This window comes from Pseudomonas sp. MWU13-2105, assembly GCF_023242315.1.
Classification (GTDB): domain Bacteria; phylum Pseudomonadota; class Gammaproteobacteria; order Pseudomonadales; family Pseudomonadaceae; genus Aquipseudomonas.
In genome coordinates, this window is sequence record NZ_JALLIY010000023.1 from 86,766 (window position 1) to 102,439 (window position 15,674).

Sequence of the window (15,674 nt, forward strand, 5' to 3'; positions counted from 1 at the left end):
CATTCCGCTCGCTTAAAGCCCGGTGGATTTCAAGACTTTATTTGGACTCGGTTTTTGCTCGTGCAGGTTGATTTTTATCAATTGAAGAGCAAGCGCCGCGGGTCGTTCATCCGGAGGCTGGATGGTTCCGTGCGCATGTTCGAGTACGCTGCCCGAGGACTGCGCGACGTTAGGCCTTTGTTGATCTAAGTCAACGTTGTACCCGTCGTTTGATAGAAGCTGAAAGGGCACGGTTGTTGTAGAACCAACCATGGGGAGCAACCTGATGGCCCACAGTAAAGTCATGTTTCGTGCCGCGGCTCGCGAGAAGATCCTGAGCGGGGCAACACAGTTGGCGGACGCTGTCCGGGTGACCCTTGGACCGAAATCGAAATCGGTGCTGATTCAGAACAAATGGGGCAATCCGACCGTCTGCAATGACGGTGTGACGATCGCCAAACGCATCGACCTGCTGGACCCGGAGGAGAACCTGGGCGCGCAGATGCTGCGCCAGGCGGCGGAACGTACAGGCGAAGCGGTCGGGGATGGCACCAGCAGCTCGACGGTACTGGCCCATGCCATCCTCGCCGACGGCATCCGCAATGTCGTCGCCGGTGCCAGTGCAATCGACCTGAAACGCGGCATGGACCTGGGGCTGTCCCTGGTCATGCAATCGCTGGTCGCTCAATCGCACCCGGTCAGCACGCCCAAGGAAAAAGCCCAGGTTGCCACACTGTCGGCTCATAACGATGCTGTTATCGGTCAGTTGGTCGCGGACGCCCTGGAGAAGGTCGGCATTGAAGGTGTCGTCAGTGTCGAGGAGTCCAAGACCACCGAAACAGTGGTTGAGGTGATGGAAGGGATGCGCCTGGATCGCGGTTATGTCTCGCCCTATTTCGTGACGGACACCGAAAAGATGCAGGTCGAGCTCGATGATGCCTATCTGCTGCTCTGTGACCATAAGATCGCTGTGCTCAAGGACCTGTTGCCGTTGCTTGAGCTGATTGCAAAGAGCGGCCAACCGCTGGTGCTGATCGCAGACGATATCGAGGGCGAGGCACTGACCACACTGGTGGTCAACCAGATCCGTGGCGTGCTGCGGGCGGTGGCGATCAAGGCCCCGGGCTTTGGTGATCGGCGCAAGGACATGCTCCAGGATATTGCCGTTCTGACCGGCGCAACCGTGGTTTCCAATGAGCTGGGTATCAGCCTCGAACAGGTGGAACTGAGCCAGTTGGGGCGGGCGCATCGGGTTGTAGTGCAAAAAGACAGCACCGCGCTGATCGGCGGCACAGGGACACGTGAGGCTATCGAGGCGCGTGTGCAACAGATTCGTGCGCAAATGGACACGACCACCAGCGATTATGATCGTGAAAAGCTCCAGGAGCGCCTGGCCAGGCTCTCGGGCGGTGTCGCGGTGATCCGCGTCGGCGCGCCTTCCGAAGCCGAGATGAAGGCGCGCAAGGATGCGCTCGATGATGCCATCTCCGCGACCCGGGCGGCGATCGCCGAAGGTGTTGTTCCGGGGGGCGGCCTGGCCCTGCTCAAGGCCGTGCCGATTCTCGCCGCCGAGGAGACGCGGCATGAGGGCGACGTCAGGACCGGCCTGCAGATTCTGCGTCGGGCTCTTGAAGCGCCGGCCCGGACCATTGCTGAAAACTCGGCGGTAGACGCCGGGGTCGTGGTGGCGCGGATGCTCGCGGAGCCCGGAAACATCGGTTTCGATGCCTCCGCCAATGATTATGTGGATATGTACGAAGCCGGCATCATCGATCCGACCAAGGTGGTGCGGATCGCCCTTGAAAATGCTGTTTCGGTTGCCAGTATCCTGCTGCTGACCGAGGCGACCATGACTGATATTCCGGAAAAGGAACCTCCTGGATACGAACCACCAGGCGCGATCGCCTGAGGAGGTTTTCCAGTGCCCCAGAATCTCTCATCGCAAACCCTCTTGGCCGACCGGGCTGCTGCCGGTCGTAGCCTGGTGGAGCCATTGCTCAAATACGCCCACCGGCCCGAGGTCATAGTCCTTGCCTTGCCCCGTGGCGGAGTGCCGGTGGCCTATGAAGTGGCCACCGCCCTGGACGTTCGCCTGGACCTGATACTGGTGCGCAAGCTCGGGATCCCGCAACATCCCGAGTTCGCCATGGGTGCCATTGCCAGCGGCGGCATACAGATTCTCAATGAAGACACGCTGCGGGCTCACCCGATTGCCCCGGCCGCGTTCGACGCGGTGGTCGCCCGGGAAACACGGGAGCTGTTGCGTCGCGAGCAGGTTTACCGGGCAACGCGTGCGCCAGTGCGGCTCAAGGATCAGGTGGTGATTCTGGTCGACGACGGCCTGGCGACAGGAGCCTCGATGCGGGCGGCGATCGAGGCCGTACGTTTGCAGGCGCCGTCTCATATCGTCGTTGCCGTGCCGGTTGCCCCGTTTGAAACGGTGGAGACGCTGCGTTGCGAAGGCAATGAAGTGATATGCCCGCTGATCCCCGATTGGCTCATGTCGATCGGCTATTGGTACAACGATTTCTCCCAGACCTCGGATGAACAGGTCATTGATCTGTTGCAGCGCGCCTGGCGGCGGGAGTCCGCTCCCGGCAGCCGCTCCGGGGAGCACTCCGATGCTTGAACCTCAGTCTCGAATGCTGGACCTGACGGATGTCGAGTTGTCAGCCGACTTGTTTCTACCGATCAATGCAATCGGTCTGGTGGTTTTCGTTCATGGCGCTGGCAGCGGCCGTGCCAGTCCACGTAATCGGCACGTTGCACAAGCTCTTGTCGGACGCGGACTGGGGGCGTTGCTGTTCGACCTGCTTACGGAAACGGAGCAACGCCTGGACAATCTGACCCGTGAACTACGCTTCGATATCGCCTTGCTGGGCAGTCGATTGGTAGAGGTGATCGACTGGATCGATCGGGACCTGGAGTTGCACTCCCTGCGCATCGGTCTGTTTGGCGCCAGTACTGGCGCCGCCGCGGCACTCTTGGCGGCGGCTGAACGCCCGGATGTAGTGCGCGCAGTGGTCAGCCGGGGAGGGCGGACCGACCTGGCAACCGTGGTACTGCCTCGTGTGAAGGCCCCGACCTTGCAGATCGTCGGGGCACAGGACCCGTTGGTATTCAGCCTGAATTTTCAAAGCAGTCACGTCCTGCGCTGTGAGCAGCGCCTGGAGGTCGTCGCGGGGGCAACGCATCTTTTTGAAGAGGCCGGTGCTCTCGAGGAAGTCGCCAGGCTGGCTGGCGGCTGGTTCGAGAAACATCTGCAGGAGGTGACAGTGTTCCTTTGATGGGCTTCACACACCAAATGGATAGGTATCGTCCTCTGGCTCCAGCTCCTGGTCTTTCGGCAGCGGCAGTGCAATCAGCGGTTGACTCTGTTCAATCCAGATCATCGCGTCAAATTGTTCGGCCAACACCGCTTCGAAGTAATGACTGCCACGTTCGGTTTCGGGTCGATAAATCACCCCGATGGCCCGCTCCAGCAGAGGCTCGGACAGGGCTTGGCGCAGATCCTTGCGCCGTGGACTGCGCCAGTCGGTCAATGAGGCCGGGATACCAGCCTGGAGGAACTGATGTTCCCAGCTATCGGGACGAGATGGACGGATTTCCTTGACGAGCATCTCGCCATCCCAGTCATCGGCGGCGGTCACCTGACCACGGTCGGTACTCATGCCGATCAGGACAACATCACGCCCATAGGCGTGGCGACAGAGTTGTCCGATATTGAACTGCCCCTTCCATCCCATCTCCGTGGCGCCGGCATTTCCTATATGGGAGTTGTGCGCCCATACCACGGCCTTGGCCTGAGGGCCCCGGTGTTCGAGCAGGGCCTGCAGCGTATCGAACATATGTCGGTCGCGCAGGTTCCAGGAGGCACTCGAGCCGCGATAAATCGCCCGGTAGTATTGTTCCGCAGCCCTGACCACCCGGGCGTTCTGTGTCGCATTGAAGAAAGCCTCGTCGTCCTCGACAAGCCCGGCCAGTTGTTCGGCAAGCATGATATTGAGCTGTTCGACCACGCCCTGCTCGCAGGGCATCAGGCCGTCGCGCTCGACAAAATGGCCGTACAGCGCCGGATCATCCTGCCAGGGCGTCAAACAGCCGTAGCGCCGCCGAGCTTCATGGGCCAGTTGCGGGTCGGCCCGGTCCAGATAATCCAACACCTCGTGGATGGAATTGCGCAGACTGTAAACGTCCAAACCGCGAAACTCGACGCGCTGCCCAGGAACCAGCTTGTGGTTGTACTGGTGCAGCCAGTGGGTGAAGGCCCTTACATCGGTATTGCGCCACATCCAGGTCGGAAAGCGGCTGAAGATAGGGTGTTTCCAGGCTGAGGGCGTCAGCCCCCGGACATAACGGTCCACATGGCTGGCGTCTGGCCAGTCGGCTTCAACCGCGACGATGCTGAAGCCATGTTGCTCAATCAGCCGTTGGGTAATCGCCGCCCGGGTTCGATAGAAGTCGCTGGTGCCATGGCTGGCTTCGCCGATCATCACCACGCGCGCATCGGCATAGCGGTCGAACATTTCACCGAAGTCGGCTGAATTCAGCTCCGGCAGAGGCTCCGCGTATTGACGCAGGAGCGGGGCGATAGAGGCCTGGGCGATGTGGCTGTGGGAGCCATAAAGCTTATCCTGCAGGTCTGGCGAAGGTGTGTTCATGAGCGTCGTCCGGTAAAGGTGGAGTAGTCGACGTGCATTGCCGCGAAGCACCACATCGATCATCAGGCCGGGCGCGAGCTCTGGGGGTTTCGATCCATGCAGCGTTGTGGGCCCATATTGCCTCTGCTGTCATTCCTACGCCTGAATGCAGTCGATCATTTGAGTTTTATCAATCATCGGCAGTGGGTGTTGAGGGATAAGAGTGATTATTTGAGGGATTCACTTCGATGCCAGGCAAGTGGCTGGACCCATTGCTATTGCTGATCACCAGCCTGACACTGCTGGGCGGGGGCGTCGCGCATTTCGCTCATGAGCCCGGCTGGGCGTCGATGTGCTGGGCCGCGGGCAGCCTGTTGATGGTCCTGGTCCTGCTGGTCGAGATCGCCGGGCGCCTGGCCAGGCGCGAGGTGGGCGTCGATCTCATTGCGCTGCTGTCGATTGCCGCCGCCCTGGCCTTTCAGCAGATGCTGGTGGCAGCGGTGATTGCCTTGATGCTGGCGAGCGGACGCACCCTGGAGTTCTTTACCAAGCAACGCGCCGAACGCGAATTGCGCGCGCTGGTCGACCGGGCGCCACGTTTTGCCTGGCTGCAGGAACAGGATGACTTGCGCAAAGTCCCCGTCGAGCAGGTCCAGCCGCAACAGACACTGCTGGTACGCCTGGGCGAGGTGGTTCCGGTCGACGGCCGGCTGTTGAGTACGGTGGCCATTCTCGACGAGTCGGCGCTCAGCGGCGAGTCGTTGCCGGTCACCCGCCGGGAAGGCCAGTTGCTCCCCAGCGGCGTGTCCAATGTCGGCGCCCCCTTTCTGCTGATGGCCACGCGAACGGCCGCGCAGAGCACCTATTCCGGGGTTGTGCGGTTGGCCGAGGCGGCACGCCGCTCGCGCGCACCCTACGTGCGCCTGGCCGACCGCTATGCCTTGCTCTTCATTCCACTGACGTTGCTGGTTGCCGCAATAGCCTGGCAAATAAGCGGCGATCCGCTGCGCGCCCTGGCGGTCCTGGTGGTGGCCACACCTTGTCCTTTGATTCTGGCGGTGCCGATTGCCATCATGTCCGGCATATCGAGGGCGGCGCGGCGCGGGATCCTGATCAAGGACGGTGCGACCCTGGAAGCGCTGGCCGGGGTCACGCAGGTGTTTCTCGACAAGACCGGCACCTTGACCAGCGGTCAGGCCCGGCTGCAGTCGATCGAAGTCAATGGACTGCTCGATCCGCAGCGTCTGCTGGGGTTGGCCGCGTCGCTGGCGCAGGCTTCGACGCATCCCATCTGCCAGGCCATTGTCGAAGCGGCGCAGCAGCGCCAACTGCCACTCAGCGCCCCTCGGGAAGTAGAAGAAAGCCCGGGGGCTGGCCTTTGTGGACGGGTCGATGGCCAGCAGGTGCGCTTCGGTACATTGTCTTTTGCCCATGAACAAGTGCCCATGGCTGACTGGGCCGTCGCCATGCTGCGCCACATGGATTACCTGGCGTGCAGTGGAAGCTTCATCGCGGTGGACGGGGAACTCGCCGGGCTGCTGGTGTTTTCCGACAACCTGCGTCGGGAAACCCCGCAGACGTTGCGTCGATTGCGCCACAGGGGCATTGAGCGGATCGTCATGCTCACCGGTGATCGCCTGGAAACCGCCGAAATGATTGCCTTGTCAGCCGGAATCGACGAGTTGCATGCCGGCTTGGCCCCCGAGGACAAGGTACGTGCCGTACAGGAGGGCTGCCGGCGCGCCAGTACGCTGATGGTCGGCGATGGTATCAACGATGCCCCGGCCTTGGCGGCGGCCGACGTCGGCGTGGCCATGGGCGCGGCCGGCGCAACGGCCTCCGCGCAAGCCGCCGGTGTCGTATTGCTGGTGGATCGCCTGGATCGCCTGGTCGAGGCGCTGGATATTGCCCGGCGGACCCGCCAGATTGCCCGCCGCGGTGTACAGGTCGGCATGGGCCTGTCATTGCTGGCGATGGCCATCGCGGCATGCGGCTATCTACCGCCGCTTGCCGGCGCCATTGTGCAGGAAGGCATCGACGTGCTGATCATCATCAATGCCTTGCGTGCATTGGCCGCGTCGTCGGGACTCGGTCAACGAAAGCTTGCCGCGGCCCATATCGATCACCTCCAGGACGAACACACGCAACTGGCCACTGTACTGAGCGATCTGCATCAACTAGCCGGCGACTTTGCCCAGCGCCCGCTTGAGCAAGCCCGCAGCGATTTGCTGGCGCTGGTGGAAAAACTGCAAGTCACCCTGGCCCGACATGAACGGGAAGATGAAAACACCCTGTACCCGCTGCTGACCCGAAGCCTGCGGGGCGAGGACCCTTTGTCGGCCATGAGTCACGTGCACCGCGAGATTTTTCGCCTTATCCATTTGCTGGCGCGGATGAGCGTCGATTTCAGTGCCGCTCATGCAACGGCTAGCGCTGAAGAGATTCAACATCAATTGATTCGCCTGGATACCCTCGTGCGTTTGCATTTTGACCAGGAGGAAGAACTGTTCCGTTATCTGGACAGTCGATAAACGGCCGGGGGGAGGAACGCCTCGGAGCGGTAGCAATGCCTGGGCCGGTGGCGCACCGCCTTACAGATGATCGGCGTCGATGATGGCCTTGGCAAAGGCCTGCGGATCTTCCTGTGGAAGATTGTGGCCGATACCGCCCTGGATAAGCCGATACTCGTACTTGCCGGTAAAACGCCTGGCATAGTCCTCGGCGGCGGGATGCGGCGCGCCATTGGCGTCGCCCTCAAGGGTGATGGTCGGCACGCCGATGGAGGGGGCCTTGGCCAGTTTCTGCTCCAGTGGGTCGTATTGCGTTTCGCCCTGGATCAGGCCCAGGCGCCAACGGTAATTGAAGACGGTGATGGCAACATGGTCGGGGTTATCCAGGGCGGCGGCGCTGCGATTGAAGGTGGCGTCGTCGAACGACCATTTTGGCGAGGCCGTTTGCCAGATCAACCTGGCGAAGTCATGGGTGTTCTTTTCGTAGCCGGCACGCCCCCGTTCGGTGGCGAAGTAGTACTGGTACCACCATTGCAACTCGGCTTTGGGCGGCAGAGGGGTCTTGCCGGCTTCCTGGTTGCCGATCAGATAACCACTGACCGAGACCAGCGCCTTGACCCGCTCCGGCCAGAGCGCCGCGACGATGTCCGCCGAGCGCGCGCCCCAATCGTAGCCACCGAGCACGGCCTGCCGGATCTTCAGTGCGTCCATGAAGGCGATGACATCGCTGGCCAGTGCGGCGGGCTGGCCATTGCGAACGGTATTGGCGGAGAGGAAATGTGTATCGCCATAACCGCGTGCATAGGGCATGAGTACCCGGTAGCCCTTAGCCGCCAGTAACGGCGCCACTGCGTCATAGCTGTGAATGTCGTAGGGCCAGCCGTGCAGGAGAATGACCACCGGCCCTTCGGCAGGACCGGTTTCGGCGTAGGCCACATCCAGCAAGCCGGCGTTGATATGTTTGAGCGGGCCGAACGGCGAGGACTGGGTTGCACTGGCGGTGCCGCTATTCGCCGTTGCCGGGGCTGTCGCGTTACCGGTTTGCGCGTGGGCAACGCCAAGCGCAGCGAACTGCATCAGCGTGAAAGCAAGGGCGGAGGAGCCAAGCAAACGGCGTTTTTTCTCCGATGAGGGGGTCAACAGGGGCGTCTTCATGTTCCGGTGTCCTTTCAAACCAAGGGGCGGGTGTAGTGGCTGACTGTCATTTGAACGCAGAGACGTATCTGCCCTGTTTCAAGATTGCCGTGGGCTGTAAACCCATGTATCGCCGTGGCTTGAGACACACTGTGATACATGGCGGATTCGGTTCCGAGCGGTTCTCCACGACAGCGTGCTTGTTGAGGGAGATCAAATTCGCCGGCGGCTTTGGGTTCAGGATATGGTGAGGCCATGACGCAGCACCGGCGTACATGGGTCAATCAATAAGACTGTCTGTAACTTCACCGAATGCCGAGGTGGGTCATGATCCGATCATTGCGTCTACTGCTTATCGCTCCCTCTCAGCCGGTGCATACCCCCGCGTTGGAATATGCGGGGGTATTGGCGCAGACGCTCAACGCTGCCTTGCATCTGGTTGCTTTTGTCCACGCAGCGGCCCTTGACGTAGTCGGGCATGGCAATCCGGCGAATTTGGACAACGCCCGCAACGGTATGATGGATGTTTATCGACAGTGGTTGGACAGCCAAGCGGTGTTGTTGCGCGAAAAAGGAATTGAAGTGCAGTGCGAGGTCATTTGGGGCAAGCCATCCGCTTTCGAGCTGGCGGCCTACGCACAGCAGATGAGCGCTGATCTGATTATCAAGGACTTGCACGAAGAAGCTCATTTAAAACGTCTGGTGCTGTCGTCGCTCGATTGGGACCTGTTGTGTGCCAGCCCGACCTCGGTACTCTATATCAAGCAAGCACCAGCCCCTGGCCTGCGCAAGTTTCTGGTTGCCGTGGATATTGAACTCGAGGGCGAGGGACGCGCCACGGAAAATGACCAGATCATCAGTATGGCCCGGCAATTGGCGGATGCCCGTAATGCTTCGTTGCATCTGATTACGGTCTACAACTGTGATGCCGTGGCCTGTCCGAGCCTGGCAGCATCCCTCTCGAGTGGTGAGTCGCCGAGTTATGAGACCCGCAGGAATGTTTTCGAGGCCCTGGCGACGGAACACGGGATCGCCAAGGAACATCGACATTTCCTGGTGGGCGCACCGGCCAACGTTATTCGTAATTATATCCAGCGTAATGCTTATGATCTTCTGATCATTGGCTCGGCCAATCACCATCTTCTCAGTTCGACTATCGGGAGCACCGCCGAGGGCATTCTCGATAATCCCGCTTGTAATGTGCTTGCACTCAAACTGCCTCCCGCTGCCGCTGATGCGCATGAGCAGACGCAAGAGGGCACGCGGGCCAATGATGGAGTGCATCAGCAAGCGGAATTGACGACCCGGTAATGGGCCGCGGAAGCCGACTGGTTTGATGTAGATCAAGCTGCAAAGTGCTCCGGCTCCGATAGTAGACCTTCGTGCTCGCAGCAATCGGAGTTCTTCATGAGTGGTTTCCTGAACAATGATCAATTGGAAGGCCTTGACGCCTACTGGCGGGCTTCCAACTATCTGGCCGTTGGGCAGATCTACCTCAAGGATAATCCGCTGTTGCGCCGGCCCCTGGCGCTGAGCGATGTAAAACCGCGGTTGCTGGGGCACTGGGGGACGAGCCCTGGCTTGAATCTGATCTATGTGCACCTCAACCACCTGATCAAGACACATGACCTGAACCTGATTTTCGTCACCGGTCCTGGGCACGGCGCCCCGGCGATCATGGCGCAGGCCTATCTGGAAGGCACCTACACCGAGCTCAACCCGCGGGTGGAGCAAAACGCCGAAGGCCTGCTGCAACTGTTTCGACAGTTTTCCTGGCCCTATGGCATCTCCAGCCACGTCTCGGCGCAGGTGCCCGGTTCCATCAATGAAGGTGGGGAGTTGGGCTACTGCCTGGCTCACGCCTACGGTGCGGCGTTTGATAATCCGGACCTGATCGTGGCCTGTGTGATTGGCGATGGCGAGGCCGAAACCGGCGCGCTGGCGGCCAGCTGGCATTCGAACAAGTTCCTCGACCCGCGACGCGACGGCGCGGTGCTGCCGATCCTGCACCTCAATGGCTACAAAATTGCCAACCCCACGCTGCTCTCGCGCATCAGCGAAGAAGAGCTCAGCGCCTTGATGTATGGCTATGGCTATGAGCCTTACTTTGTCGAAGGCGATGATCCCGAGACGGTGCATCAGGCGCTGGCCAAAACCCTGGACACGATTTTAGCGGACTTGCGCGAAATCCAGCGTACCGCGCGCCGGCAGCCGGAGCAGTCGGTGCCGGAACGTCCGCTCTGGCCGATGCTGGTGCTACGCACGCCCAAAGGCTGGACCGGTCCCAAGTTCGTTGACGGCTTGCCTGTAGAAGGTACCTGGCGTGCCCACCAGGTACCGCTGGCGGACCTGCAGCAACCCAGGCATCTGATGCAACTTCAGGAATGGCTCGAGAGTTACCGCCCGGAGGAACTGTTCAGCGCCAATGGTGCCTTGCTTCCCCAGATTGCCGAGCTGGCACCTGGCGGACACCGACGCATCAGCGCCAATCCCCATGCCAACGGTGGGTTGCTGCTACGTTCCCTGGAAATCCCACGTTTTTCGGAGTATGCAGTCAAGCTGCCAGCCCCCGGGACTGTCCGGGCGGAACCGACGCGTGTGCTGGGTGTGTTTTTGAAAGAGGTCATGCGAAGCAACCTGGCGGCGGCGAACTTCCGGCTGTTTGGCCCGGATGAAACCGCGTCCAACCGGCTCGATGCGGTCTATGAGGTCAGTGGCAAGACCTGGATGGCGGATCTGGAGCCTGGCGACAATCACCTGGCCGCCGATGGGCGGGTGATGGAAATACTCAGTGAGCATGTCTGCGAAGGCTGGCTGGAGGGTTACCTGCTCACTGGGCGTCACGGGCTGTTCTCCTGCTACGAAGCGTTCATCCACATTGTCGGCTCGATGGTCAATCAGCACGCCAAGTGGTTGAAAACGGCCGCCAGCGTGGCTTGGCGCAAGCCCATCGCGTCGCTCAATCTCCTATTGTCTTCCCATGTCTGGCAACAGGACCACAACGGTTTTTCCCACCAGGATCCGGGATTCATCGACCTGGTCGCGAACAAGAGCGCCGAAGTGGTGCGTATCTACCTGCCGCCCGATGCCAACTGCCTGTTGTCGGTGACCGATCATTGCCTGCACAGCCGCGACTACATCAATGTCATTGTGGCCGGCAAGCAGCCGGCCTGGCAGTGGCTGGATATCGATTCGGCCATCAGCCATTGCCTGCGTGGCATCGGGCGCTGGGCATGGGCCAGCCATGACGACGAGGACCCGGACGTGGTAATGGCCTGCGCCGGTGATGTGCCAACCCTGGAAATCCTGGCGGCCGTTACCTTGTTGCGCGACTACGTGGCGGATCTGAAGGTCCGGGTAGTCAATGTGGTTGACCTGATGGTGCTGCAACCCGACAGCAAGCACCCCCATGGCCTCTCGGATGGCGCTTTTGAGGAACTGTTCCCCCGCGATATACCGGTGATCCTGGCTTTCCATGGCTATCCCTCGCTGATCCACCGGCTTTTGCATGGTCGCGGACAACAGGAGCGTTTTCATGTCCGGGGCTTCAGGGAGGAGGGGGCCACCACCACGCCCTTTGACCTGACGGTGATCAACCAGCTGGATCGTTACCAACTGGCCCTGGATGTGATTGAACGGGTCCCGCGCTTGCAACCGCAGGTCGAGACGGCGCGTGCACGTTATTGGGCCTCCCGGGAAAAGCATGCGCTGTACCTGATCGAACACGGCCGGGATTTACCGGAAGTAGCGCAATGGCAATGGACGCCGGCAACCGAAAGCTGAGGCTGCGGCCCTGGCAGGTAGCTGGCCCGTCAACGCTGGGAGTACGTCATGGCGGATAATCCTTGCCCCGCGCTATTGGTATTCAATGCGGGCTCTTCAACGCTCAAGTTTTCCCTGTATGACGCCAACAGGTCCGCGCTTAACTGCCTGGGCCATGGCAGTGTCGAGGTACGCCAGAACGGGGCGAGCTTGAGTTACCAGGACTCCCGGCCCCAGGCGCGACAGCAGGAACAATGGCCGAGTGCCGATGAGGGCATGGACAAAGCCACCTTGAGCCGGCTGATGGGCTGGATCGACAGCCACACGCAATGGCGTATTGCCGCTGCGGCCCATCGCGTGGTGCATGGCGGCAACCGTCCGGAGGTGGCGGCGCGGGTCGATGCGTCGTTGATCCGCGAGATGCAGGCGCTGACGCCGATGGCGCCGTTGCACCAGCCACTGTGCCTGGCGCCGATGCTGCATTTGGCTGATGAGTATCCCGACCTGCCCCAGGTGGCCTGTTTCGACACGGCGTTTCACCACACGCTCGACCCGCTGGAAACCCTTTATGGGCTACCCCGGGCCTTGAGCGAGGAGGGCATGCGTCGTTACGGCTTCCATGGTTTGTCCTATGAATATATCGCCGGGGTCCTGCCTGATTACGACCCGCGTGCGGCACAGGGACGCACGATTGTCGCGCACCTCGGTAACGGCGCGAGCTTGTGCGCACTGCATAAGCGGATCAGTCGCGGTACCACCATGGGGTTCTCCACGCTGGACGGATTGCTCATGGGCAGCCGTCCAGGAAGCCTGGACCCCGGGATCGTCCTGTACCTGTTGCGTGAGCGCGGCATGAGCGTGCAGGCCGTCGAACATCTGCTGTACCACGAGTGCGGACTGTTTGGTGTCTCGGGCGGCATAGCCAGTGACATGCGTACGCTGTTGGCCAGCCGTTCGGACCCCGCCAGACAGGCCGTAGCACTGTTCGTACGCCGTGTCGTCAAGGAGATCGGCGCGCTGGTCGCGGTGCTCGGTGGCATTGACGCGCTGGTGTTCACCGGCGGCATCGGAGAACACGCGCGGGAGGTGCGCGATGCGATTCTTGATGGCTGCGCCTGGTTGGGCCTGGCGCGAAAAAGCGCCGGCGGCGAGGAGCCTGATCTGGCGGCAGCAGCCTGCCTGTCCCGGCCTGGGAGCAAAGTCTCCGCATGGGTCATGGCCACTGACGAGAACGCGGTCATCGCCCGCCACAGCCTGGCCTTGCTGCGCCAAGGCGTGTAACCAAAAGTCGCACCCGATGAGTACCCATGCACACTGTTGGGGCGTATGGAAATCGATGATCACCGGGAATTGACCGCAGCGGCGTCATTTGACAGAGATCGGGCGCTTTGGCGCGCGGTGTTGCGATGGTGCGCAAGAGGGACGGCACGGTAAATGCTTTTAGCTGTATATACAGCTGCGCAATAAGTACGTCTACCCTCCCTCAACCAGGTCCCCAGGAGTGAATATGTCTTCCAGCATCCGTCTCCCTCTGATTGATATGTCCGGTGTCCGCGAAGGTGACCCGGCGAGCATTCGCCGAGCCGCCGAGGCCATTCGAACCGCCTGCTGCGATATCGGCTTCTTCTATATCATCAATCACGGCGTACCGCAGCCGGTGATCGACAGGGCGATGTCGGCCGCCGCGCAGTTCTTTGCCTATCCGGCCGAGGTCAAGCGCGAGGCGGCCGTCAACAAGCGGCATCGTGGTTGGCACGCATTGGGCGGGGCGACCATGTACGAAGCCAGCAAACCCGATCACAAGGAGTTTTTCAGTATCGGCCTTGAGCTGGCCGAAGACGATCCCAGCGTACTCGCCGGCGAGGCTCTGCGTGGCCCGAACCAGTGGCCGGCGTTCATGCCGTCGTTGCGCGAGGTCCTGGCTGAGTACTATCAGGAAATCGGCAAGGCTGGGGCCGACCTGTTGACGGTGGTGGCGGCGGGGTTGGGAATTGACCAGGACTTCTTCATCGACAAATACACCAAGCCTTTGCAGCGCACCCAGATGGTTTATTACCCGCCGCAACCGGCCCAGGCCGAAGCCGATCAGTTCGGGGTTGCGCCTCATACCGATTATGGCTGCATCACCTTGCTCTATCAGGACAACAGCGGCGGCCTGCAGGTCCGCGAGCTCGGCTCCAATCGCTGGATCGATGCCACGCCGATTCCCGGCAGCCTGGTGGTGAACGTCGGTGATCTGCTGGCGCGCTGGTCCAATGATCGTTTTCGCTCGACCCTGCATCGGGTGATCAATACTTCGGGGCACGAGCGTTATTCCATCGCCACCTTCTACGATCCGACCTATGGAGCCATGGTCGATCCCTGCGAACTGGGCGTCGATCCGGCACTGAGCCTGTATCCGCCGGTAGCGGCGGGGGACTACATACTCAAGAGAATCGACGACTCGATGGCGTATCGCAAGAAGGCTCAGTGAGTTCAAGGCGTATCAGGGCGACAAATAACGCTTTTGTATCCGCGCCACAGTGCCGTCATGGCGGAGCGTTTCCACCGCATCGTGTAAACCTTGTACCAACTCGGCGGAGCATTGCTTCGAGCAGGCGAGATAGAGATCCACACTGCTCATGACCGGACTCATGAGCAGTTTGCGACGAGACACAGTCGGCCAGATATATTGGCTCTCGGGGACACCGTTGAACCAGGCATCAATGCGACCTTTCAAGAGCATTTGCGCGGGGTTTTCGCCAATGGTCAACGGGTGGATCTGTTCGCTGCTGAAGCCGTGGGTACGCAGGATTTCCTCTTGCGCGCTGCCCAACCCCACCCCGATCACACGGTAAGTCTTCCTGGCTTCGGCGAAACTGCTCACGCGGTGCTCAAGGCTGAAAAAAGCGCGATCCATGCTCATGACCGGCGCGATCCAGGTGAAGTGATCTTCGCGCTCGGGCGTGCGTGACAGGGGCGCGATCAGGAGGTCCTGCTTCTCGCTGACATATTTTTGCGATCTGGCCCATGGAAGCACCTGTATATGCGCGGTATAGCCGGCCTTGGCAATGGCCAGCAGGGCGACTTCGCCGACGATGCCGTGGCCATTGGCATCATCTATCAGCGTCAGTGGGGGCGCGTCGAGGATAAAAAAATCAATCGGCAAGGGCGCGGCGTAAACGTTACAGGCCAGCAGCGACCACACCAACGAAAAGAGTCCGCAAAGCACCTGGGTACGAACATTGACTGCGCGTCTGATCTGGCTCATGACCTGAGATCTCAAGCACGGCTGGCAGCTCCCGGAAACACCCGGAGAAATCATGGCGACCGCAGACATAGCGTAGCGCGGATTTGAAACGAAGCACTGGCCTAAAAGGCCCTGGCCGAGACATTTTGTTATTGCGCGGATGAGCGTGTTGTCCCGGACTGCGGAAATAGCCTGTCCCCCATTACCGGGTCATGAACAAATAAAACAAAAACTCGTCTGTACGAGCTGTTGATTCAACTCGTACAGACGAGTATTTTGATTTCGAGCGGCTACTTATGACGCTCTCATAAAACAAAAAACGGATAACGCATGGTTTAAGGCTGGCGATTTTGAGTGCCTGGTAATCAATGACTTTCTATTGGTTTGAGGGGTATGAGCATGCATGCTGGAGCCGTATTT

The 15,674-nt window shown here is 60.6% G+C and carries 11 protein-coding genes; 8 read left to right on the top strand and 3 right to left on the bottom strand.

Translation table 11 applies throughout. The features are described 5' to 3' along the window. Positions 1 to 265 precede the first annotated feature (265 nt). Genes groL through M5B96_RS28235 form a run of 3 tightly spaced genes read left to right on the top strand, consistent with a single transcriptional unit; the run spans position 266 to position 3,266 of the window. On the top strand, positions 266 to 1,888 hold the full coding sequence (gene groL / locus M5B96_RS28225) for a chaperonin GroEL (RefSeq protein ID WP_248800210.1): 1,623 nt from the start codon (positions 266 to 268) through the stop codon (positions 1,886 to 1,888). 12 nt (positions 1,889 to 1,900) lie between these two features. Further along, a complete protein-coding gene (locus M5B96_RS28230; protein ID WP_248800211.1) occupies positions 1,901 to 2,608 on the top strand; it encodes a phosphoribosyltransferase in 708 nt (235 codons plus the stop codon). Continuing rightward, the gene (locus M5B96_RS28235; protein ID WP_248800212.1) at positions 2,601 to 3,266 is read left to right on the top strand and encodes a dienelactone hydrolase family protein; all 666 of its coding nucleotides are present in this window, start codon (positions 2,601 to 2,603) and stop codon (positions 3,264 to 3,266) included. The genes M5B96_RS28230 and M5B96_RS28235 overlap by 8 nt, the downstream gene beginning before the upstream one ends. Before the next feature lie 6 nt (positions 3,267 to 3,272). On the opposite strand, the gene M5B96_RS28240 is transcribed toward M5B96_RS28235, so the two are convergent. Then, positions 3,273 to 4,640, bottom strand: coding sequence for an erythromycin esterase family protein (locus tag M5B96_RS28240; RefSeq protein WP_248800213.1), 1,368 nt, complete (start codon positions 4,638 to 4,640; stop codon positions 3,273 to 3,275). 227 nt (positions 4,641 to 4,867) lie between these two features. On the opposite strand from M5B96_RS28240, the gene M5B96_RS28245 reads away from it, so the two are divergent. Continuing rightward, positions 4,868 to 7,150: a heavy metal translocating P-type ATPase gene (locus M5B96_RS28245; protein WP_248800214.1), complete on the top strand. Its 2,283-nt coding sequence runs from the start codon at positions 4,868 to 4,870 to the stop codon at positions 7,148 to 7,150. Between the two features lie 60 nt (positions 7,151 to 7,210). Here M5B96_RS28245 and M5B96_RS28250 read toward each other — a convergent pair whose 3' ends face one another. Continuing rightward, complete coding sequence (locus tag M5B96_RS28250; protein ID WP_248800215.1) at positions 7,211 to 8,284, bottom strand: alpha/beta fold hydrolase; 1,074 nt, start codon at positions 8,282 to 8,284, stop codon at positions 7,211 to 7,213. Between the two features lie 306 nt (positions 8,285 to 8,590). Between M5B96_RS28250 and M5B96_RS28255 the strand changes: the two genes are divergently transcribed. From M5B96_RS28255 to M5B96_RS28270, 4 genes are all read left to right on the top strand, one after another. Continuing rightward, complete coding sequence (locus tag M5B96_RS28255; RefSeq protein WP_248800216.1) at positions 8,591 to 9,574, top strand: universal stress protein; 984 nt, start codon at positions 8,591 to 8,593, stop codon at positions 9,572 to 9,574. A 96-nt stretch (positions 9,575 to 9,670) separates the two neighbouring features. Continuing rightward, positions 9,671 to 12,046, top strand: a complete 2,376-nt coding sequence (locus M5B96_RS28260; protein WP_248800217.1) for a phosphoketolase — start codon at positions 9,671 to 9,673, stop codon at positions 12,044 to 12,046. A gap of 48 nt (positions 12,047 to 12,094) precedes the next feature. After that, positions 12,095 to 13,306, top strand: coding sequence for an acetate/propionate family kinase (locus M5B96_RS28265; protein WP_248800218.1), 1,212 nt, complete (start codon positions 12,095 to 12,097; stop codon positions 13,304 to 13,306). 226 nt (positions 13,307 to 13,532) lie between these two features. Next, complete coding sequence (locus tag M5B96_RS28270; RefSeq protein ID WP_248800219.1) at positions 13,533 to 14,498, top strand: isopenicillin N synthase family dioxygenase; 966 nt, start codon at positions 13,533 to 13,535, stop codon at positions 14,496 to 14,498. 12 nt (positions 14,499 to 14,510) lie between these two features. Here the strand turns inward: M5B96_RS28270 and M5B96_RS28275 are convergent, their stop codons facing one another. Continuing rightward, on the bottom strand, positions 14,511 to 15,275 hold the full coding sequence (locus tag M5B96_RS28275) for a substrate-binding periplasmic protein (protein WP_412548663.1): 765 nt from the start codon (positions 15,273 to 15,275) through the stop codon (positions 14,511 to 14,513). Between the last annotated feature and the right edge of the window lie 399 nt (positions 15,276 to 15,674).

Excerpts from the sequence above, each read along its gene's own strand:
- groL (WP_248800210.1), top strand. The coding sequence starts at position 266 with ATGGCCCACAGTAAAGTCATGTTTCGTGCCGCGGCTCGCGAGAAGATC.
- M5B96_RS28235 (WP_248800212.1), top strand. The coding sequence starts at position 2,601 with ATGCTTGAACCTCAGTCTCGAATGCTGGACCTGACGGATGTCGAGTTG.
- M5B96_RS28240 (WP_248800213.1), bottom strand. The coding sequence starts at position 4,640 with ATGAACACACCTTCGCCAGACCTGCAGGATAAGCTTTATGGCTCCCAC.
- M5B96_RS28245 (WP_248800214.1), top strand. The coding sequence starts at position 4,868 with ATGCCAGGCAAGTGGCTGGACCCATTGCTATTGCTGATCACCAGCCTG.
- M5B96_RS28250 (WP_248800215.1), bottom strand. The coding sequence starts at position 8,284 with ATGAAGACGCCCCTGTTGACCCCCTCATCGGAGAAAAAACGCCGTTTG.
- M5B96_RS28255 (WP_248800216.1), top strand. The coding sequence starts at position 8,591 with ATGATCCGATCATTGCGTCTACTGCTTATCGCTCCCTCTCAGCCGGTG.
- M5B96_RS28260 (WP_248800217.1), top strand. The coding sequence starts at position 9,671 with ATGAGTGGTTTCCTGAACAATGATCAATTGGAAGGCCTTGACGCCTAC.
- M5B96_RS28265 (WP_248800218.1), top strand. The coding sequence starts at position 12,095 with ATGGCGGATAATCCTTGCCCCGCGCTATTGGTATTCAATGCGGGCTCT.
- M5B96_RS28270 (WP_248800219.1), top strand. The coding sequence starts at position 13,533 with ATGTCTTCCAGCATCCGTCTCCCTCTGATTGATATGTCCGGTGTCCGC.
- M5B96_RS28275 (WP_412548663.1), bottom strand. The coding sequence starts at position 15,275 with ATGAGCCAGATCAGACGCGCAGTCAATGTTCGTACCCAGGTGCTTTGC.